This is a genomic window from Dietzia sp. E1 (assembly GCF_014145015.1).
In the GTDB taxonomy this organism is placed as follows: domain Bacteria; phylum Actinomycetota; class Actinomycetes; order Mycobacteriales; family Mycobacteriaceae; genus Dietzia; species Dietzia cinnamea_A.
This window is the reverse complement of sequence record NZ_JAALDU010000097.1, coordinates 1-19,410: the sequence shown is the minus strand read 5'-3', so window position 1 is coordinate 19,410 and position 19,410 is coordinate 1. Positions and strand designations below refer to the sequence as shown.

Genomic DNA, 19,410 nt, shown 5'->3' with positions numbered 1-19,410 from the left:
CACCGTGAGATCCATGGTTGCCGACCGCGTCGGCGGGCCGGTGCGCGCCGCGCGGATCGCCCGCCCGATGGGCCCGGACCCGGCGGGCGTCCCGTCCACCGGGAGTGCCGTCGTGCCTCCCGCGGGCGCGGCGTACGCGGCGCCGTACTCCGGGACCTACGACGGGTCGGACTCCGAGCCGGACCCGGAGACGCAGAAGCGGCGCTGGCAGATCATGGCGGGCACCTCCGCCGCGGCGGTCGTGGTGATCGGGCTGATCCTCACCTGGATGCTCGGCGGCTTCGGCGGCACGAGCAGCGACACCCCGCTGTCGCAGCAGCTCGACGCGATCGAGCGGGCCGCCCAGGCCAGCCGTGCCTCCCAGACCACCGAGCCCGCGCCGGAGGACCCGGCGGGTACGGACGCGGACGCCGAGGAGACCGAGCAGGACACCCCGGACACCCCGGTCGAGGTCTCGACCGTGACGGCCTGGCAGCCGGCGTCCTCGGCCGGCACGGCGGAGAACTCGGCGAGCGCGCCGAACGTGGCCGACGGTGACCCCTCGACCTCGTGGTCGAGCGACACCTACCGCGCACAGATCGGTGACGCGCCGTCGGCCTACAAACCGGGCATCGGGCTGATGTTCACCCTCGACGACGAGCAGGAGGTCCGGCGGGTCGTCCTGCATTCCGAGGACGACGACGTGCGCTTCGAGGTGCGCTCGTCGCCCACCGCGACGCCGACCTCCCTGGACGAGACCACCCGGCTCGGCACGGGGACCGTCCGCGGCGGCGAGGCGACCGTGACGATCGACGAGCCCGAGGAGACGCAGTACCTGCTCGTGTGGATCACCCGGCTCGGCACGTCCGGTGCCCAGGCCTACGACGCCGAGATCACCGAGGTCGAGCTCACCCGCTGACCCCGCCGGCCGTCCCGCCCGGCGCCAGGTGACACCCCCACCCGACGACTCACCGGGTTACCGTGACGCCCGTGAACACCGGTGCCACCGTCACCCCCGGCCCGGCGACGACGCGTGCGCCCCTGCGGGCGGAGTCCCCGCTGACCGATGCCGAGTTGATCGACGCGCACGTCGCCGGCGACCCGGACGCGTTCTCCGCGCTCGTCCGCCGTCACTACGACTACCTGTGGCGGCTGGCCATCCGGACGTCGTTCAACCGCGATGACGCCGCGGAGGCCCTCCAGGAGGCCCTCGTTTCGGCATACCGCAAGGCGGACACGTTCCAGCACGCCTGCCCCGTCCAGGGATGGCTCTACCGGATCGTGGTCAACGCGTGCCTGGACAAGATGCGCGCCCAACGCCTGCGCACCCACACGCAGCTCACCCCGTCACTGCACGAGCAGGTCACCCTGCGCGACCACTTCCACCAGGACCCCGCCTACGCGATCATCGTCGCCGAGGCGCTGGCGGCACTGCCCGACGATCAGCGCGACGCCGTCGTCGTCGTCGACATGTTGCGGTGCACCGTGGCCGAGGCCAGCCACCTGCTCAACGTCCCCCCGGGCACCATCAAGAGCCGGTGCGCGCGCGGCCGCGCCAAGCTCGCCGTCCTCCTCGAGGGGGTCACCCTCACCGCGTGAGGGGGAGACCGGGGACACTGGGGGAACAAGCCGGACCACCCGCGTGTTGTGGCCTTGTGAGAAGGCCTGACCACGGTGGTGCAGGTCCGTCACTCTCCCATCGACCGCCCACCCCGAGGAGCCCCGAGAACTCATGACCGACACCGTCCACGACGTCATCATCGTCGGATCCGGCCCGGCCGGGTACACCGCCGCCATCTACTCCGCGCGGGCCGAGCTCAAGCCGGTGGTGTTCGAGGGCTCCCAGTTCGGCGGTGCACTCATGACCACCACGGACGTGGAGAACTTCCCCGGCTTCGCCGAGGGGATTATGGGCCCGGACCTCATGATGCAGATGCGTGAGCAGGCCGAGCGGTTCGGTGCCGACCTCCGGATGGAGGACGTGACGTCGATGGACCTGGCCGGCGACGTGAAGATCGTCCGGGTCGGCGAGGAGGAGCACCGCGCCCGCGCCGTCATCCTCGCGATGGGCGCCGCCGCCCGCTACCTCGGCGTCCCGGGGGAGCAGGAGTACCTCGGCCGCGGCGTCAGCTCGTGCGCCACCTGCGACGGCTTCTTCTTCCGCGACAAGCCGATCGTGGTGGTCGGCGGCGGCGACTCGGCCATGGAGGAGGCGACCTTCCTCACCAAGTTCGGCTCCTCGGTGACCATCGTCCACCGCCGCGAGGAGTTCCGCGCGTCGAAGATCATGCTCGAGCGTGCCCGCGAGAACGAGAAGATCTCCTTCATCCTCAACACGACCGTCGACCGGGTCGTCGCCGGCAGCACCGGCTCGGTCGAGAAGCTGTGCCTGCGCAACACGGTCACCGGCGAGACGAGTGAGCTCGAGACCGCCGCGATGTTCGTGGCGATCGGCCACGACCCGCGGTCGGAGCTCGTACGCGACCAGGTCGAGGTGGACGAGGACGGCTACGTCCTCACCGGCCAGACCACCGCCACCTCCATCCCCGGGGTCTTCGCCTGCGGCGATCTCGTCGACAAGCGCTACCGCCAGGCCATCACCGCCGCCGGTTCCGGCTGCTCGGCGTCGATCGACGCCGAGCGCTGGCTCGCCGAGCAGGCCTGACCCCAGCCACCCGAACCTCCACCGAAAGGACCGCCATCATGGCCGACACCCCCAACATCGTCGACGTCACCGAGGCCGACTTCGCCGACGCCGTCCTCGCCGCCAGCGCCTCCAAGCCGGTGCTCGTGGACTTCTGGGCCACCTGGTGCCGCCCGTGCACCATGATGGCGCCGGTCCTCAACGAACTCGCGGGCGCCGAGGCCGACAAGCTCACCGTCGCCAAGGTGGACGTCGAGGCCAACCAGGAGCTGGCCGCCGAGTACCAGATCACCGCGATCCCCGCGCTCCTGCTGTTCTCCGAGGGACAGCCCGTGAAGCGCCTCACCGGCGCGAAGTCCAAGTCGGCCCTGCGCTCGGAGCTCAGCGACGTCCTGGGTTCCTGAGGGTCCCGCAAGAAGCTGCTGAGAGACCCCCTGAGCCGTCCCCCGCCGCGCGGCGCGGAAACGGCACTCGGGTGGGTGAGGCGGTAAGTTCATTCGAGTACGTAACTCGAGAGAGCGGGAGGAACCCATGGCGTGGAGGCGTGGTGACCGCGGGCCCGAGGTGGCCGCGATCCGGGCCACCCTCGCTGGGATGGGCCTGCTTCACAACATCGATTCGGTCGGGGTCACCGAGCCGGAGACCGGTTCGGTCCTCGCCCGGACCGACGCGGTGTTCGACGCCGATCTCGAGACGGCCGTTCTGGCCTTCCAGCAGGCCCGTGGGCTGATCTCCGACGGGATCGTGGGTCCGGCGACCCAGGCCGCCCTCGACGACGCCAGCCACGTCCTGGGGACGCGGGATCTGAGCTACATCGTCTCCAAGCCCATGGCCGGGGACGACGTCGCCCAGCTCCAGCGCCGGCTCGGGGAGCTCGGTTTCTACGCCGGTCTCGTCGACGGGACCTTCGGCGCCCTCACCCACGCTGCGGTCACCGACTTCCAGCGGGACTGCGCCCTCGAGGCGGACGGCGTCGTGGGCGCCGAGACCCTCGACACCATCAACCGCTTCTCGACCCTCTTCAAGGGCGGCGACATGGCGTCCCTCGTGGAGAAGGAGCGCGCCCGCACCTCCGGTCCGATGCTCGCCGGCAAGCGGATCGTGCTCGATCCCGGCCCCAGCGGGTCCGAGAACCCGATCCGCATCGAGACCCCGAACGGAACGATCACGGATGCCGAGCTCCTGTGGGACATCACCCGCCGACTCTCCGAGCGGATGAACCAGGCCGGCGTGGAGGTCTTCCTCTCGCGGCCCGAGGCCATGATCCCCACCGATCCCGAGCGCGCGGAGATCGCCAACGCCTTCAACGCCGACCTCGTCATCTCTCTGCGGCTCGACCGCCATCCCAACCCCGTGGGCAACGGCGTGGCGACCTTCTACTTCGGTAACTCGCTGGGCGCGGAGTCCATGCTCGGCGAGGCGCTGTCGGGCTTCATCCAGCGGGAGATCGTCAGCCGCACCGAGCTGCGGGACTGCCGCACGCACGGCCGCAGCTGGCCCCTGTTGCGGATGACCCGGATGCCGTCCGTGCAGATCTACCTCGGGTACGCCCACAACGCCGGCGACCTCGCCATCCTGGGGGACCGGGACGCGCAGGACACGATCATCGATTCGATCCTCGTGGGCGTCAAGCGCCTCTATCTGCTCGACGAGGACGACCATCCCACCGGGTCGATGTCCGTCGACGACCTCATCGACTACGAGCAGCGCCAGCGTAGCTGAGCCCGGCGGGCTGGGCCCGCACACGCGTCACCCGGCCCGTCCGGGCATCACGGCCGGCCGGGCATCACGCCCGAGCCGACGCCCCCGACAGGACACCGACCCGGCGGGTGGCGAAGCCGTGTTCCGCGAACAGTTGATCGAGCGCGCGCTCGACATCCGCCTTCCACAGGTGCTCGCTCTGGATATCGAGGCGGAGCCTCGGATGGGTCTCGTGCGGCGCGATGATGGTGAACCCATGCTCGATGAGGAAGCTCGTCGCCGGCACACACGAGTCCGCGCCGCACGTGTCACGTGACGCTATCTCGCCCGTGTCCTCGGACGTGACTCCGAACGCCTCGATGGCCTTGATCCCGCGACTCCGCAGGTCCACCACGACGGCGTCGAGGAGCGAGGTGAGGACTCCGGCGGGCGCGCTGTCCTCGACGCTCATCCCCGCCAGGAGGATCGCGTCAGCGCCGACCGGGGAGGTCGGGAAGCAGGACGCGCGGGGAATCATCCCCGGGGGCGCGTAGAACGCCGCCGCAGCGGGCCGGTCGGCGGCCCGGGCGATCTGTCCACACACGCCCCACTCGAGCGAGACGTGGGAGATCCACGCCTCCTTCTCGAACTCCGGATCGCCGGGGGAGCCACTCGTGGACTCGCCGTCCGTCTGCCAATAGACGCAACGCCGGGCCCGCGGGCCGAGATGGTCCACGGCGGACAGGTCCAACGAACGGATCGAGATCATCGTGTCGTACCGGTCGACCCGCCCTCGAGTAGAGAGAGGACACGCGCCAGGTCGTCCGCGTCCCCGACATCGATCGTGATGCGGCCCTTGCGGCGACCCATCGTCACCGACACCGAGGTCTCGAAGCGGTCGGACAGCCGACCGGCCACCGCCTCGAGTTCGGGGTCCTTCCGACGACCGCGGGGGGCGGGCTTCGGTTTCTCCTCGGCATCGCCGGCGTCACGGTTGGCCAGAGTGACGATCTCTTCCGTGGCTCGGACCGACAAGCCCTCGGCGACGATCCTCGCGGCGAGCTCGTCCTGTGCGGCCGCACCCGCCTCCAGCCCGAGAAGAGCGCGGGCGTGCCCTGCGGACAGGACGCCTGCGGCCACCCTGCGCTGAACCGCCGTGGGGAGCTGGAGGAGACGGATGCTGTTGGTGATGGCGGGCCTGGACCGCCCGATCCGGTTGGCCAGCTCGGACTGCGTCACGTTGAACTCTTCGAGCAGCTGCTGGTACGCGGCCGCCTCCTCCAGGGGATTGAGCTGTACCCGGTGGATGTTCTCGAGCAGGGCGTCGCGGAGAAGGTCCTCGTCCTCGGTCTGACGGACGATCGCGGGGATCGTCGCCAGTTCGGCCCGCTGGCTCGCGCGCCAGCGGCGCTCGCCCATGATGAGCTGATACCGCCCACCGGTCATCTCCCGGACGACGATGGGTTGCAGCAGACCGAACTCCTTCACGGAGTGCGCGAGCTCGGCGAGCGCCTCCTCGTCGAAGTAGGTCCGCGGCTGCTTGGGGTTGGGGTCGATGTCGCTCGGCGAGATCTCCCGATACACCGCGCCCGGATCGACCAGGTCCGCGGTTTCACGTGAAACGTCGTCCGGGCGGTCGCTTCCATCGGCGGGGGGCGTTTCACGTGAAACAGCGCCCCGCCCGCGACCCGCTCCTGCGGACGCCGACGACCCGTCACGGCCCGCACCGGCAGGCGCCCCGCCGACGCCCGGGGCCTCTGCCGGCGCCGCGGTATCCACCGACGCCCGACGGGGGCGCGGGGGAGAGGTGCGCGGGCCGCCGGCGCGGGGGCCCAGGATCACGTCGGCCGCGTCGCTACCGAGCCGTGGGCCGTCGTCGGGTCCGGTCGGGATGAGGGCCGCCAGGCCGCGTCCGAGCCCACCCTTGCGTTGCTGACTCATCGACTCTCCTCCGGACGCGTCTCGTCCGCGCTAGTGCCGGGGGCGGGGGTGCCCACCAACTCGTCTGCCGTCGTACCGCCACCGGGCCCGTTGGCCCCCCGACCGCTCGGGCCACTGCTGGCGCCGCCCCGGCCGTTGAGCTCGCGGGCGGCGTCGAGGTACGCCAGGGCACCTCGTGATCCCGCGTCGTACTGGAGGATGGTCATGCCGAAGCCCGGGGCCTCCGACACCTTCACGCTCCGAGGAATGACCGTCCGCAGCACCGTATCGCCGAAGTGGCTGCGTACCTCGCCAGCGACCTGCTCGGCCAGCTTCGTCCGGCCGTCGTACATCGTGAGCATGATCGTCGAGATCTCGAGTTCGGTGTTGAGGTGCTGCTGGATCAACTCGACGTTGCGCAGCAGTTGCCCCACGCCCTCGAGGGCGTAGTACTCGCACTGAATGGGGATGAGCACCTCGCTCGCCGCCACCATCGCGTTGACGGTGAGCAGGCCCAGAGAAGGCGGGCAGTCGAGGAAGACGTAGTCGATCCCGAGCAGTTGGAGATCATCCGGATGGAGGACCTCGGCCAGCCGCCGCTCCCTGTGAGGCAGGCCGACGAGTTCGATCTCCGACCCGGCGAGATCAATGGTCGCAGGGATGCAGTACAACCGCTCGGCGTGCGGGCTCTTCTGCATGAGGTCCTCGATCGAGGCCTCCCACATCAGCAGCTCGTAGCTCGACGGCGTCCCCTCGCGGTGGTCCACACCGAGAGCCGTGCTCGCATTCCCCTGAGGGTCCATGTCGATGACGAGGACCCCAAGTCCGCCGAGAGCCAGTGCTGCGGCGAGATTCACGGTGGACGTCGTTTTCCCGACGCCGCCCTTCTGGTTGGCGATCGTGATGATGCGCGGCGTCTCGGGCCGGGGGAGCGCGGGGGCATCCCCGTGGAGCACCTCGTTCGCCTGCCTCGCAGCCGCGAATATCGGGGTCTCGTCGTCGGACATCCGTCACCTTTCGACTTCCATCATGGACACCGGCGGTGCAGCATCTGCTGCCCGTGGAGTCAGTGTTTCACGTGAAACCGACACGATCCCGGGCCGGATGCCCGGGCCGTTCACCGACCGCGTCGTCCTCCCCCGCGAGATCGCGAGCCACGATGTCCCATCCTAGTCGCCAGGCTGCCGATCACCAGCCTCGTCGGCTCGGCATCGGGGGCGGCCACGGTCTCGACGCGAAGCCCCTCGAAACCGAGCTTGGCGAGTGCCCCACGATCCCGTTCGACCTCGTCTGCCGCGGACTCACCCTTCAGCGCGACCATGCGGCCGCCGACACGGAGCAGGGGAGCGGACCACCCCGCGAGCTTGGCCAGGGGCGCCACCGCGCGGGACGCGACGACGTCGGCGTCCCCCGCCGTCGCGATGATGTGCCTCTCCTCCGCGCGGCCCCGAACCACCCGCACGTCGATCCCGAGCTCGTCGATGATCTCCTCGAGGAACGTGACACGACGCAGCAGGGGTTCCACGAGCGTGACGCGGAGATCCGGGCGGGCGAGGGCCAGCGGTATCCCCGGGAGGCCGGCGCCGCTGCCGATGTCCACGACGGCCTCCCCGTCCTCGAGCGCAGACGCTGCCGCTGCGGAGTTGAGGACGTGCCGGTCCCACAGACGAGGTCGCTCGCGTGGCCCCATCAGACCCCGCTCCAGTCCCGCGGAACCGAGAAACTCGACGTAGCGGATCGCCAGCGGGAGGCGCTCGCCGAACACGTCTGCGGCGCCGGCCGGCACATCGAGGGACGCGGTATCGCCGCCGTCACGTGTCGTTTCGTCAGCGGTGTCGTCGGTCATGGCTTTGAGCTACCTCCATCGGGCCCCCGCCCGGTTTCACGTGAAACATCGAACTACATTGTTGTCATTCTCCCCGGACACGCGACAGGGGTGCGAGCCGCTCGACTCGCACCCCTGCCCGCGTCCTCATGGCCTCACTCCGGCAGGACGACCACCCGGCGGTTCGGCTCGACGCCGGTCGAGTCCGACGTGACACCGTCGATCTCCGCGATCGCGTCGTGGATGACCTTCCGCTCGAACGGGGTCATCGGCTCCAGTTCCTCCGACTCCCCGGACTCGAGCACCCGCTGGGCGGCGACACGACCGGCATCGGTCAACGCCTCCCGCTTTGCCTCGCGCCACCCGGCGATGTCGAGCATCAGCCGACTCCGGTCACCCAACTCCTGCTGGACGGCGAGACGGGTCAACTCCTGGATCGCATCGAGCACCGCGCCGTCCGGACCCACGAGGGTGTCGAGATCGTCGCCACCGACGATGCTCACGACCGCGCGATCGCCCTCGACATCGAGGTCGATGTCCCCGTCGAAGTCCAGGATGTCGAGGAACTGCTCGAGATAGTCGCCGGCCACCTCGCCCTCCTCGACCAATCGTTCCTCGGACACCTCGATGCTCCTCTTGGACATGGACCCGCCTCCATCGTGACCGCCGATCGCCGTACCCACATGAGCCGACGAGTATCTACCCCAAGTATGGGACAAGGTCCCCGACGCCGGAGCATCGGGGACCTCGTCCAGTTGCGTGCCCTACCGGGTCACCGCTTCTTTTTCTTCTTCTTGTTCTTGGGCCGCGATCCGGAGGCCTTCTGAGCCGGCCTACTCCGCTGTCCGCCCGGCGCCTGTGGGCGCTGCCCCGGGCGGGGCCCGCTCGGGGAGGGGGAGGCGGGAGCGGCCTTCGGCGGGACCACCTCGTCGTCGTCCCCCTTCACCTCATCCGCACCCACGGTGGGCGCGGTGGCCACGGCCGTACCCGACGCGGCGGCCGACCCGCTCCCACGGCCCTTCTTGGGGTTGACCGGCTTCACCCCGACGCGCGGGGCGAGGGCCTTCTGCTCCTCACTGCGCGCCAGCGCGGCGGCGTCGTCCTCCTTGGCCATCCGCTCGTACAGGAAGTACTGCTGGCCCAGGGTCCACAGGTTGTTGGTGACCATGTAGACGAGGATCGCCATCGGCCAGAACGCACCGGTCACCAGGATGCCGATGGGGAACGCCCACAGCATCAGCTGGTTCATGATCTTCGCCTGCGGATTCGCCGCCGCCTCCGGCGACTGGCGCGACAGCGACACGCGGGCGTTGAAGTGGGTCGTGACCGCCGAGATGATCATCAGCGGGACGGCGACCAGGATGATGTTCCAGCGGGCGAAGTCCAGCGCGGCACCCGGTTCGACGAAGGCCTGGAACTGCTCGACCGGCTGGGAGATGAACGACGACAGCGGGGCGCCGAACAGGCGGGCGTCGAGGAAGCTCTGGACCTCGTCCGCGTTGAACACGTAGTTTCCCGTGTTGCGCGTCTCCTCGGCCGTCATCCCCAGCGCGCCGAACTGCTCACCCATCCGGTTGAACGAGCGCAGCACGTGGAACAGACCCAGGAACACAGGGATCTGGATGAGCATGGGCAGACAGCCCAGCAGTGGGTTGAAGCCCTCCTGCTTCTGCAGCTTGCGCGTCTCGACGGCGAGCTTCTCGCGGTCGTTCTTGTACCGCTTCTGCAGCTCCTTCATCTTGGGCTGCAGCTCCTGCATCTTGCGGGAGAAGCGGATCTGCTTGGCCGCCGGCCAGAACAGCAACGCGCGCAGCGTGACGACGAGGAAGATCACCGACAGCGCCCAGATGACGCCGTTGGAGTCCGGCGCCTCGACCCAGGGGAGTAGCCCCCCGAGGAAGGCGAAGATCTTGTGCCAGAACCAGAGGATCCCGGAGATCGGGTAATAGACCAGCGGGTTGGTGATGAACGACATGGGTGTGTGAGTCCTAGCTACGTTCGTGAATTGTGGTCGTGCGCGTCATGCCCGTCCGGAGGATCGGGCGCGCGTGGCTCCGGGACCGGGTCCCACCCGCCGGGCGTCCACGGGCCGCAACGCAGCAGGCGCCACACCGAGAGCCAGGTGCCGTACCAGGCGCCGTGGACACGCACGGCCTCGACGGCGTATGCGCTGCAGGTCGGCTCGAAGCGGCAACTCGGCGGGGTGAGCGGCGAGATGCCCTTCTGATAGAAGTCCAGCATCCACAACAGGACCCGGGCCACGAGTCCCGGACGCCCCCGGGTCACGAGGACCCCCGAGCCCGTGCCGCCGCCGCGGCCAACCCGGTTCTCATGTCCCGCACCAGATCCGCGTGAGGCGCCGTCGCCGACGCCGGGTTCGCGCGCACGACGACCATGAGGTCCGGGTCGACGTCCGCCAGCACCTCGGCGGCGATATGACGAAGCCGCCGGCTGACCCGGTGGCGTGTCACCGAGTCCCCGACGGCTTTGCTCACGACGAGCCCGAAACGCGGACCGCCCACGCGGACATCCGAGGAGTCCACGTGGGCGTGTACGACCATGGTGCGGCGGCCCTTCCTGGCACCCCTGCGCACCACCGTCGCGAAATCAGCGGAACGGTGGAGCCGGTGCGACCTGGGAAGCACGCGCCACCCCGGCCGGGATCAGGCCGTCAGCGAGGCGCGGCCCTTGCGACGACGGGCGCCGACGATGCCACGGCCGGCGCGCGTGCGCATCCGGAGACGGAAGCCGTGCACCTTGGCACGACGACGGTTGTTCGGCTGGAAAGTCCGCTTGCCCTTGGCCATGGTTGGCTCCTCACGTGAAGTCGGCGCCGTGACCGGCGCCTGTTCGAGTACGAGACGTCGTCGAATCACCGGGGTCGGCGGCACCACGACGCGCCGTACGCCCGCGGGCGCACGACAGACTGTTCAAGATTACGCGCACGACGCGCCGGCCACCAAACCGTGTAATCCCATTCGTCCCCCCGTCACCACTTCGCAGGCCATCTCGACACGCCCACGGCCGCGATGCTTGACTTCCGGGCTCCAGTCGCTCTTGAGGGTTGCCCCTGGCTGGGACGTGTTGTTACGGTCTTTCACCAACACGCCCACCGGGCTGTACATAACCTCAGATCCGAACCAGTACCTCCGACCCCTCGCCGCTGATCCTTCACCTGCGAACCGTCCACGGGAGAAGTCTGTCTTCTCACAGCTGTGGACAACCATGTGGATACCTCAGTGGACCTGGGTCGGAGCCTGTGGATAGAGTGTGGTGTCCGGCCTGGCCGGCCCCCCGGCCCGCCGGGATCGCCCGACACGCTGACGAGAGGAGACCGCCCACCGTGTCTCCTGAGCTCGAACACGTGTGGAGTGCCGTCCTCGACAGGCTCACCGATCCCCAACTGGCCAGCGACGACAACCCGGCGCTGTCCCGCCAGCAACAGGCGTGGCTCCGGCTCGTCCAGCCGATCGCCGTGGTCAACGGCTTCGCGATGCTCGCCGCGCCGTCCGCCTTCGCCCGCGACAACATCGAATCGGTCCTGCGCGGACCCATCACCCGCGCCCTCAGCGCGCAGCTCGGCGAGCCCGTCGACCTCGCCGTCAAGGTCGACACCTCCCTGGCCGGCGGGCAACCGCCCACCGACGACCAGGACGACCAGGTCATCGACGCCGACGAGATCCATCGCCCGGACGCCGAGGAGGAGCACCCGCCGGCCACCACACGGCCCCGGCGGATGACCGAGGAACAGATCGCCGCCGAGCGACTCCTCCACGGCAGCGACCGCGACGAGGCGCTGTCCGCTGCGACGGCCCCCGGCCTCAACGAGCGCTACACCTTCAGCGCGTTCGTCCAGGGCAACTCCAACAGGTTCGCCAGGGCCGCCGCACTCGCCGTGGCCGAGGCGCCCGCCCGTGCGTACAACCCCCTGTTCATCTGGGGAGAATCCGGACTCGGCAAGACCCACCTGCTCCACGCCATCGGGCACTATTCGTTGCGCATGTACTCCGAACAGAAGGTCAAGTACGTCTCGACCGAGGAGTTCACCAACGACTTCATCAACTCCGTCCGCGACGGGCGCCAGAACATGTTCAAGAAGCGGTACCGCGAGGCGGACATCCTGCTGGTGGACGACATCCAGTTCCTGATCGGCAAGGAGCAGGTCCAGGAGGAGTTCTTCCACACCTTCAACACGATCCACAACGCGCAGAAGCAGATCGTGATCTCCTCCGACCGGCCGCCCAAGCAGCTGCAGCCCCTCGAGGACCGACTACGTACGCGGTTCGAGTGGGGGCTGATCACCGACATCCAGCCGCCCGAGCTCGAGACACGCATCGCGATCCTGGACAAGAAGGCGAAGTCCGAGAACTACGTCGTCCCCCGGGACGTCCTCGAGCTCATCGCCACCCGCGTCCAGCGCAACATCCGCGAACTCGAGGGCGCGCTCATCCGTGTGGTGGCGTTCGCGTCGCTCAACGGGCACGAGATCGACGTGCCGCTCGCCGAGATCGTTCTGCGCGACGTGGTGTCCGACGACGACTCGTTGCAGATCTCCGCGGCGACCATCATGGCGGTGACCGCGGAGTTCTTCTCGACGAGCATCGACGAACTGTGCGGCACGTCCAAGACGCGGTCGCTCTCCCGGGCGCGGCAGATCGCCATGTACCTCTGCCGCGAGCTCACCGACCTCTCCCTTCCCAAGATCGGCGTCACCTTCGGCGGCAAGGACCACACCACGGTCATGTACGCCCAGCGCAAGATCCTCAAGGAGATCAAGGACGACCGGCGTACCTACGACCAGATCCAGGAGCTCACCGCCCGGATCAAGGAGCGCTCCCGCTCGCTCTGAGGGCCCGTCGTAGCGTCCCCCTTCCCGCCATACGCGCTGATTCGTCGTGCGCGCGGGTTCTCGCGTCCCCTGGCCCCCTGTCATCCCTCCGCGACCGTCATGTCGTGGCGTCCGCGACCGTCGAGTCACGGCGCCTGCGACCGCGTCGCGACACAACCGAGACCCACGCGACCCCCTTGGTCACATCGTTCACAGCTGTGGACAAAGCTGTGGGATCTTGTGGACCGACGGTGGACAGAGAGTGGACGCAGTCTTGTGATTCCACCGGGCCGCTCAACCAAATCACAAGAATCGACAGCGGCGTTCACACGACGAAATCGGCGAAGACCTGTGATTACAGGTCTCGGCTCACAATTTCACAGGACCTACTACTACCTCTTATCTCTCTTGAGAGTTCTTGTAAGAAGTAGGGATGTGGAACGGCGAGCCTGCTTGACCGGGTTCCAGGACTCCGTGTGCCCACTGTCGGTGCGAGCGGTTACCCTCATGGAGACGTTCCGCCGACCGCGGCGGGCACGTTCGGCACGACCCCCGAAACAGACCACTCGTCCAGATACCGCAGCCGGTATCCGCCCCGCCTGAAAGAGGTCATCGATGGAGATCACGGATCCGACGTTCCGCGTCACCCGCGAGGACTTCGCGGATTCCGTGGCCTGGGTCGCCCGCACGCTGCCCTCGCGGCCGTCGGTGCCGATCCTCGGCGGCGTCCTGCTCGAGGCGGACTCGGGTCTGACGATCTCGGGGTTCGACTACGAGACGTCGGCCCAGGTCTCGGTACCCGCGGAGGTCTCCGAGCCCGGCAGCACGCTGGTGTCCGGTCGGCTGTTGGCCGACATCGCCCGCGCCCTGCCCGACCGCCCGGTCGAGGTGGTGGTCACCGCGCAGAAGATGTACATCACCTGCGGCTCCGCGAAGTTCACCCTCCCGACCATGCCGGTCGAGGACTACCCGCAGCTGCCGGCCATGCCGGAGGTCACCGGCTCCGCGGAGGTCGACGCGTTCTCGGAGGCCGTGGGCCAAGTCGTCGTCGCGGCCGGCAAGGACGACACCCTCCCGATGCTCACCGGCATCCGGATGGAGATCGAGGGCACCCGGGTCACGCTCATCGCGACCGACCGGTTCCGCCTGGCCATCCGCGAGTTCGACTGGGAGCCGGCTCGCGAGGACGTCACCGTCGAGGTGCTCATCCCGGCCAAGGCGTTGTCCGAGGTCACCCGCTCCGCCGGGCACGGTGGTCGCGTCGACCTCAGCCTCGGAGCGGGCTCCAACGTCGGGGCCGAGGGCATCCTCGGTGTGCTGGTCTCCGGTCAGCGCACCACCACCCGCCTGCTCGACGCGGAGTTCCCCAAGGTCCGGCAGCTGCTGCCGCCCCAGCACACGTCCGTCGCGGTCGTCGAGGTCGACGCGCTCGTGCAGGCGATCAAGCGTGTCGCGCTCGTCGCCGACCGCGGCGTCCAGGTCCGCATGGCGTTCAGTGAGGGTGAGCTCGCGCTCTCGGCCGGCGGTGACGACGCCGCGCAGGCCAACGAGTCGCTCCCCGTGGACTTCGTCGGCGAGCCGCTGACCATCGCCTTCAACCCCGGCTACCTGCTCGACGGCCTGGGCAGCATCCACTCGGCCCGCGTCGCGTTCGGGTTCACGCAGCCCAGCCGCCCCGCCGTCCTGCGACCCGCACCCGAGACCCTCCCCGAGCCGGGCGCCGACGGCGCCATCGCGCCCGTCGAGTCGGACCACACCTACCTGCTCATGCCCGTGCGCCTGCCGGGCTGAGTCCGCGACCCGGGACCGATCCGGTATGCACCTGCGTCACCTCAGGCTCCTGGACTTCCGGTCCTGGCCGCTGCTCGAACTGGACCTCGAGCCGGGGGTCACCACCCTGGTGGGCCGCAACGGCCACGGGAAGACCAACGTCCTCGAGGCGATCGGCGTCCTGGCCAGCCTCCGGTCCCATCGCGTCGCGGGTGACGCACCGATGATCCGGACCGGTGCCGGGACCGCGCTGGTCGGCGCACTCGCCCACAACGCCGGGCGGGAACTCACCGTGGAACTCGCCCTCAACTCCGGCAAGGCCAACCGCGCGAGACTCAACACCTCACCGTGCCGCCGACTCTCCGACATCCTCGGGGTCGTCCAGTCCGTCCTCTTCGCGCCCGAGGACCTCGCCCTCGTGCGCGGCGAACCAGCCGAGCGGCGTCGGCTGCTCGACGAGCTCATGGTCCAACGCCGACCCTCGCTCGGTGGCGACCTCGCCGAGTACTCGTCCGTGTTGCGCCAGCGCACCGCGCTGCTCAAGTCCGCGTCCGGTGCGATGCGGCGCGGCCGGCCGGAGGAATCCGCCGCCGTGCTGGACACCCTCGACGTGTGGGACGGCCGGCTGGCCGAACTCGGGGCCCGACTGGTGGCCGGGCGGATCGACCTCCTCCGGCAGCTGCGACCCCTCGTCGTCGACGCCTATCGCGGGCTGGCACCCGAGTCCCGCCCGGCCGATCTCGCCTACCGGTTCCGCGTCGCCGACACCCCCGACGAGTCCGAGCTGACCGATCCCGAACTCGTCGAGGCGGTGCTCCTCGCGGAGCTCGGTCGACGGCGACGCGACGAGATCGACCGCGGCATGTCACTCGTCGGGCCGCACCGGGACGACCTCCTCCTGTCCCTCGGCGACGAGCCGGCGAAGGGCTTCGCCAGCCACGGGGAGACGTGGTCGTTCGCGCTCGCGTTGCGCCTCGGCTCCCTCGAACTGTTCCGCGCCGACGGTGCCGAGCCGGTGCTCCTCCTCGACGACGTGTTCGCCGAACTCGACCGCCACCGCCGCGCCGCGCTCGCCGATGTCGCGGCCGGGGTCGAGCAGGTCCTCATCACCGCGGCGGTCGGGGAGGACGTCCCAGCCGGACTGCGGGGCGTGCGTCATGACGTCGTGATGACGGGCGAGCGGCGGGACCGTCACTCCGCGATGACACTGTCACGACCCCGGGACGACGAGGGTGACGACGACGAGAACACCGATACGGAAAGTGGGGACCCGACATGACGGGCGGGACCGGCGCGGACGGAATAACACCGTCTGAACAGCCACAACGTGGTTATGACATCGCCAAGAAGGCGCTCGAGGAGGCCAGGGCGAAGGCCCGTGCGGAAGGCAAACAGGTCGGTCGCGGACGGACCGGCCCGGTCGGCGCGGGACGTCGGCTGCGCAAGCGCGGGTGGACGGGCGCCGGCGCCGACCCGTGGGATCCTCAGCCGCTCGGGCGGCTCGTCGGCCAGGTCGCCAAGAAGCGCGGATGGGACGACAAGGTCGCCACCGGCCGGCTGTTCGCCGAGTGGGGACGGATCGTCGGCGAGGACGTCTCGAGCCACGCGACGCCGGAGCGTCTGGAGGAGGGGATCCTCCACGTGCGGGCCTCGAGTACCGCGTGGGCCACGCAGCTGCGGTTGATGTCCGCGGACATCCTCCGCAAGATCGCCGCCGCCATGGGACCGGGTCACGTCCGTCGGCTCAAGGTGGAGGGGCCGGAGAAACCGAGTTGGCGGAAGGGCCCCCTCCACGTGTCGGGTCGGGGCCCGCGGGACACCTACGGGTGAGGGCCGGGCGTGCCCGCGGCCCGCGCGGCGGTTCCCGCAGGTAGACTGGGCCGGTCCCAGACCCCCGAGACGCGAGGAGATCGCACGTGGCGGACGCCAGGAGCACGGCCGACAACGGTGGAGCCAAGGAATACGGCGCTTCATCGATCACGGTCCTCGAGGGGCTCGAGGCCGTCCGGATGCGGCCGGGTATGTACATCGGCTCCACCGGACCGCGGGGTCTGCACCACCTGATCTGGGAGGTCGTCGACAACTCCGTCGACGAGGCGATGGCGGGGCACGCGACCGGCGTCAAGGTCACTCTGCTCGAGGACGGCGGCGTCGAGGTCATCGACGACGGCCGAGGCATCCCGGTGGAGATGCACGAGTCGGGCATGCCCACCGTGCAGGTGGTCATGACCCAGCTCCACGCGGGCGGCAAGTTCGACTCGGATTCCTACGCGGTCTCCGGTGGTCTCCACGGCGTGGGCATCTCGGTGGTCAACGCGCTGTCGACCCGCGTCGAGGTCCAGATCAAGCGCGACGGCCGCCTGTGGAAGCAGGACTTCGACATGGCCGTGCCGGCGGAGCTGGTCGACGCCGGGCCCGCCGAGGGCACCGGGACCAAGGTCCGGTTCTGGGCGGACCCCTCGATCTTCGAGACCACCGAGTACGACTTTGACATCGTGGCCCGCCGACTGCAGGAGATGGCGTTCCTCAACAAGGGACTGACCATCACGCTGACGGATCGCCGGCCGCGCGCCGAGAAGGCGGCGGAGCTCGACGCGATCGCGGACAGCGAGGGCGTCGGACCGGACTCCGCGCCGGGCTCGGACGAGGGCTCGGACCTGGCCAGCGCCGTGGACGCCGAGCAGGTCTTCGTCGAGGGCGCCGGCGAGGGCGGCGAGGCGGCGGCCGCGCCCGAGAAGATCCGCGAGCGCAAGCGGACCTTCCACTACCCGGACGGTCTCAAGGACTATGTCCAGGCGATCAACAAGTCCAAGACCGCGATCCACCCGACGATCCTGTACTTCGATGGCAAGGGCACCGGCCACGAGGTCGAGGTCGCCATGCAGTGGAACTCCGGGTACTCGGAGTCCGTCCACACCTTCGCCAACACGATCAACACCCACGAGGGCGGCACCCACGAGGAGGGCTTCCGTGCGGCGTTGACCTCGCTGGTCAACAAGTACGCCCGGGATAAGAAGCTCATCAAGGAGAAGGACCCCAACCTCACGGGTGACGACATCCGCGAGGGCCTCGCGGCCGTCATCTCCGCCAAGATCGCGGACCCGCAGTTCGAGGGGCAGACCAAGACCAAGCTCGGCAACACCGAGGTCAAGGGTTTCGTCCAGCGGCAGGTGGCCGAGCACGTCGGTCACTGGTTCGAGGCCAATCCCGCCGAGGCCAAGGTGATCGTCAACAAGGCCATCGCCTCCAGCCAGGCCCGCGTCGCCGCTCGCAAGGCCCGCGAGATGGTGCGCCGGAAGTCGGCGACCGACATCGGCGGCCTGCCCGGCAAGCTCGCGGACTGCCGGTCCAAGGACCCGTCGAAGTCCGAGCTCTACATCGTGGAGGGTGACTCGGCCGGTGGTTCGGCCAAGTCCGGTCGCGACTCGATGTTCCAGGCGATCCTGCCGCTGCGCGGGAAGATCATCAACGTCGAGAAGTCGCGGATCGACAAGGTCCTCAAGAACGCCGAGGTCCAGGCCATCATCACGGCGCTGGGCACCGGCATCCACGAGGAATTCGACATCGACAAGCTGCGGTACCACAAGATCGTGCTGATGGCCGACGCCGACGTCGACGGCCAGCACATCGCGACGCTGCTGCTCACGCTCATCTTCCGCTTCATGAAGCCGCTCGTGGAGAACGGGTACGTCTACCTCGCGCAGCCGCCGCTGTACAAGCTCAAGTGGAGCAAGGGCGAGCCGGACTTCGCGTACTCGGACCGCGAGCGCGACGAGCTCCTCAAGATCGGCCTGGAGAACAAGCGCAAGATCAACGTCGACGACGGGATCCAGCGCTACAAGGGCCTCGGCGAGATGAACCCGAAGGAGCTGTGGGAGACCACGATGGACCCGTCGGTCCGCACCCTCCGGCAGGTCACCCTCGAGGACGCCGCGGCGGCCGACGAGCTTTTCTCGATCCTCATGGGTGAGGACGTGGACGCGCGCCGCAACTTCATCACCCGCAACGCTCGTGACGTGAGGTTCCTGGACGTCTGACCCCCGAAATCGGCGACTCCGCCGCTGTGTCCGCGACCCCCACAGGGGCTGCCGATCCGGCGGCGGAGTCGCCGATTTCGGGGCAGGGCTAGAGGCGCCCGCAGTCGTTGCGCGGGGGCACGCCGGCGAGGCGGTCGTGGACGAACTGCACGGCCAGCGGGAAGTTGGTCACGGCGGCCGCGGCGTGGGTGACGCCGCGCACCGGCGGGGTGGTCTCGTGGTGGAACTGCACGTCGACGCCCTGGCCGCACCAGTCGCGGCCGAGTTGCTCGACCTGGCCGAGCGGGATGATGTCGTCGTGGATCCCGCCCGCGAGCAGCACGGGAACGTGGGGCCGTCGGGCACCGATGCGCTGGTGGTCGAGGACCGCGAGGGCGTCCGGCTCGGAGACGATGACGTCCCCCAGACGCTCGCCGCTGCGGGTCCACTCGGCGGTGGTGTGACCGCCGTACCGGGTGCGCAGGTCGAGGGTGCACAGCTTCGCGGTGTCGGCCAGGGCGGCCCGCCCGGCGTCGTTGATGTTGCGCTCGATGACCCCGGCCAGCGAGGGGTAGCGCAGGAGCATGCCGTTGATGGAGTAGCCGATGGCGCCGGTGAGGGTGCTGCCGTCGATGTGGCGGAGCACGGCGAGCAGGTCGGCCGGCGGGGCGGAGGCGTAGGCGCCGCGCAGGTCCAGCTCGGGCGCGTACTCCGGGGCGAGCTCGGCCGCGGCCGCGGAGGCGCCGCC

19 protein-coding genes and 1 pseudogene are annotated in these 19,410 nt (G+C 69.4%); 10 read left to right on the top strand and 10 right to left on the bottom strand.

All coding sequences use genetic code 11. The features are described from left to right. From G6030_RS04345 to G6030_RS04325, 5 genes and pseudogenes are all read left to right on the top strand, one after another. Nucleotides 1-898, top strand: a pseudogene (locus tag G6030_RS04345) (hypothetical protein); the annotation flags it as partial. A 71-nt stretch (nucleotides 899-969) separates the two neighbouring features. Further along, nucleotides 970-1,578: an RNA polymerase sigma factor SigM gene (gene sigM / locus G6030_RS04340; RefSeq protein WP_347238573.1), complete on the top strand. Its 609-nt coding sequence runs from the start codon at nucleotides 970-972 to the stop codon at nucleotides 1,576-1,578. Nucleotides 1,579-1,711: 133 nt separating this feature from the next. Next, entirely contained in the window at nucleotides 1,712-2,644 is a 933-nt protein-coding gene (gene trxB, locus G6030_RS04335; protein WP_131885629.1) for a thioredoxin-disulfide reductase, read from the top strand. A 38-nt stretch (nucleotides 2,645-2,682) separates the two neighbouring features. After that, entirely contained in the window at nucleotides 2,683-3,027 is a 345-nt protein-coding gene (gene trxA / locus G6030_RS04330; protein ID WP_007629616.1) for a thioredoxin, read from the top strand. Nucleotides 3,028-3,154: 127 nt separating this feature from the next. Continuing rightward, on the top strand, nucleotides 3,155-4,345 hold the full coding sequence (locus G6030_RS04325; RefSeq protein ID WP_063935461.1) for an N-acetylmuramoyl-L-alanine amidase: 1,191 nt from the start codon (nucleotides 3,155-3,157) through the stop codon (nucleotides 4,343-4,345). Between the two features lie 64 nt (nucleotides 4,346-4,409). Here the strand turns inward: G6030_RS04325 and G6030_RS04320 are convergent, their stop codons facing one another. From G6030_RS04320 to rpmH, 9 genes are all read right to left on the bottom strand, one after another. Then, on the bottom strand, nucleotides 4,410-5,072 hold the full coding sequence (locus G6030_RS04320) for a hypothetical protein (RefSeq protein WP_106385307.1): 663 nt from the start codon (nucleotides 5,070-5,072) through the stop codon (nucleotides 4,410-4,412). Further along, nucleotides 5,069-6,244, bottom strand: coding sequence for a ParB/RepB/Spo0J family partition protein (locus G6030_RS04315; protein ID WP_182642318.1), 1,176 nt, complete (start codon nucleotides 6,242-6,244; stop codon nucleotides 5,069-5,071). The genes G6030_RS04320 and G6030_RS04315 overlap by 4 nt, the downstream gene beginning before the upstream one ends. Further along, the gene (locus G6030_RS04310; protein WP_182642317.1) at nucleotides 6,241-7,230 is read right to left on the bottom strand and encodes a ParA family protein; all 990 of its coding nucleotides are present in this window, start codon (nucleotides 7,228-7,230) and stop codon (nucleotides 6,241-6,243) included. Before G6030_RS04310 ends, G6030_RS04315 begins: the two co-directional genes overlap by 4 nt. Nucleotides 7,231-7,340: 110 nt before the next feature. Then, a complete protein-coding gene (gene rsmG, locus G6030_RS04305; RefSeq protein ID WP_182642316.1) occupies nucleotides 7,341-8,069 on the bottom strand; it encodes a 16S rRNA (guanine(527)-N(7))-methyltransferase RsmG in 729 nt (242 codons plus the stop codon). 134 nt (nucleotides 8,070-8,203) lie between these two features. After that, complete coding sequence (locus G6030_RS04300) at nucleotides 8,204-8,692, bottom strand: R3H domain-containing nucleic acid-binding protein (protein WP_182642315.1); 489 nt, start codon at nucleotides 8,690-8,692, stop codon at nucleotides 8,204-8,206. A gap of 128 nt (nucleotides 8,693-8,820) precedes the next feature. Then, a complete protein-coding gene (gene yidC / locus G6030_RS04295; RefSeq protein WP_182642314.1) occupies nucleotides 8,821-10,023 on the bottom strand; it encodes a membrane protein insertase YidC in 1,203 nt (400 codons plus the stop codon). A 17-nt stretch (nucleotides 10,024-10,040) separates the two neighbouring features. Then, entirely contained in the window at nucleotides 10,041-10,334 is a 294-nt protein-coding gene (gene yidD / locus G6030_RS04290) for a membrane protein insertion efficiency factor YidD (protein ID WP_182642313.1), read from the bottom strand. Further along, nucleotides 10,331-10,693, bottom strand: coding sequence for a ribonuclease P protein component (rnpA, locus tag G6030_RS04285; protein WP_182642312.1), 363 nt, complete (start codon nucleotides 10,691-10,693; stop codon nucleotides 10,331-10,333). The genes yidD and rnpA overlap by 4 nt, the downstream gene beginning before the upstream one ends. 18 nt (nucleotides 10,694-10,711) lie before the next feature. Next, complete coding sequence (gene rpmH, locus G6030_RS04280) at nucleotides 10,712-10,855, bottom strand: 50S ribosomal protein L34 (RefSeq protein ID WP_007629603.1); 144 nt, start codon at nucleotides 10,853-10,855, stop codon at nucleotides 10,712-10,714. Between the two features lie 596 nt (nucleotides 10,856-11,451). Here rpmH and dnaA point away from each other — a divergent pair. From dnaA to gyrB, 5 genes are all read left to right on the top strand, one after another. Continuing rightward, complete coding sequence (gene dnaA / locus G6030_RS04275) at nucleotides 11,452-12,897, top strand: chromosomal replication initiator protein DnaA (RefSeq protein ID WP_241724149.1); 1,446 nt, start codon at nucleotides 11,452-11,454, stop codon at nucleotides 12,895-12,897. Nucleotides 12,898-13,491: 594 nt separating this feature from the next. Beyond that, nucleotides 13,492-14,667: a DNA polymerase III subunit beta gene (gene dnaN, locus G6030_RS04270; protein ID WP_182642310.1), complete on the top strand. Its 1,176-nt coding sequence runs from the start codon at nucleotides 13,492-13,494 to the stop codon at nucleotides 14,665-14,667. Between the two features lie 25 nt (nucleotides 14,668-14,692). Further along, a complete protein-coding gene (gene recF / locus G6030_RS04265) occupies nucleotides 14,693-15,925 on the top strand; it encodes a DNA replication/repair protein RecF (protein WP_182642309.1) in 1,233 nt (410 codons plus the stop codon). Then, nucleotides 15,922-16,476, top strand: a complete 555-nt coding sequence (locus G6030_RS04260; protein WP_182642308.1) for a DciA family protein — start codon at nucleotides 15,922-15,924, stop codon at nucleotides 16,474-16,476. The genes recF and G6030_RS04260 overlap by 4 nt, the downstream gene beginning before the upstream one ends. A gap of 86 nt (nucleotides 16,477-16,562) precedes the next feature. Continuing rightward, on the top strand, nucleotides 16,563-18,683 hold the full coding sequence (gene gyrB, locus G6030_RS04255; RefSeq protein ID WP_182642307.1) for a DNA topoisomerase (ATP-hydrolyzing) subunit B: 2,121 nt from the start codon (nucleotides 16,563-16,565) through the stop codon (nucleotides 18,681-18,683). An 88-nt stretch (nucleotides 18,684-18,771) separates the two neighbouring features. Here gyrB and G6030_RS04250 read toward each other — a convergent pair. Beyond that, nucleotides 18,772-19,410: lipase family protein (locus G6030_RS04250; RefSeq protein ID WP_241724147.1), on the bottom strand; the 639-nt coding region annotated here is incomplete at its 5' end.

Coding starts and splice junctions, on each gene's coding strand:
- trxB (WP_131885629.1), top strand. CDS start 1,712: ATGACCGACACCGTCCACGACGTCATCATCGTCGGATCCGGCCCGGCC.
- trxA (WP_007629616.1), top strand. CDS start 2,683: ATGGCCGACACCCCCAACATCGTCGACGTCACCGAGGCCGACTTCGCC.
- G6030_RS04325 (WP_063935461.1), top strand. CDS start 3,155: ATGGCGTGGAGGCGTGGTGACCGCGGGCCCGAGGTGGCCGCGATCCGG.
- G6030_RS04320 (WP_106385307.1), bottom strand. CDS start 5,072: ATGATCTCGATCCGTTCGTTGGACCTGTCCGCCGTGGACCATCTCGGC.
- G6030_RS04315 (WP_182642318.1), bottom strand. CDS start 6,244: ATGAGTCAGCAACGCAAGGGTGGGCTCGGACGCGGCCTGGCGGCCCTC.
- G6030_RS04310 (WP_182642317.1), bottom strand. CDS start 7,230: ATGTCCGACGACGAGACCCCGATATTCGCGGCTGCGAGGCAGGCGAAC.
- rsmG (WP_182642316.1), bottom strand. CDS start 8,069: ATGACCGACGACACCGCTGACGAAACGACACGTGACGGCGGCGATACC.
- G6030_RS04300 (WP_182642315.1), bottom strand. CDS start 8,692: ATGTCCAAGAGGAGCATCGAGGTGTCCGAGGAACGATTGGTCGAGGAG.
- yidC (WP_182642314.1), bottom strand. CDS start 10,023: ATGTCGTTCATCACCAACCCGCTGGTCTATTACCCGATCTCCGGGATC.
- rpmH (WP_007629603.1), bottom strand. CDS start 10,855: ATGGCCAAGGGCAAGCGGACTTTCCAGCCGAACAACCGTCGTCGTGCC.
- dnaN (WP_182642310.1), top strand. CDS start 13,492: ATGGAGATCACGGATCCGACGTTCCGCGTCACCCGCGAGGACTTCGCG.
- recF (WP_182642309.1), top strand. CDS start 14,693: ATGCACCTGCGTCACCTCAGGCTCCTGGACTTCCGGTCCTGGCCGCTG.
- G6030_RS04260 (WP_182642308.1), top strand. CDS start 15,922: ATGACGGGCGGGACCGGCGCGGACGGAATAACACCGTCTGAACAGCCA.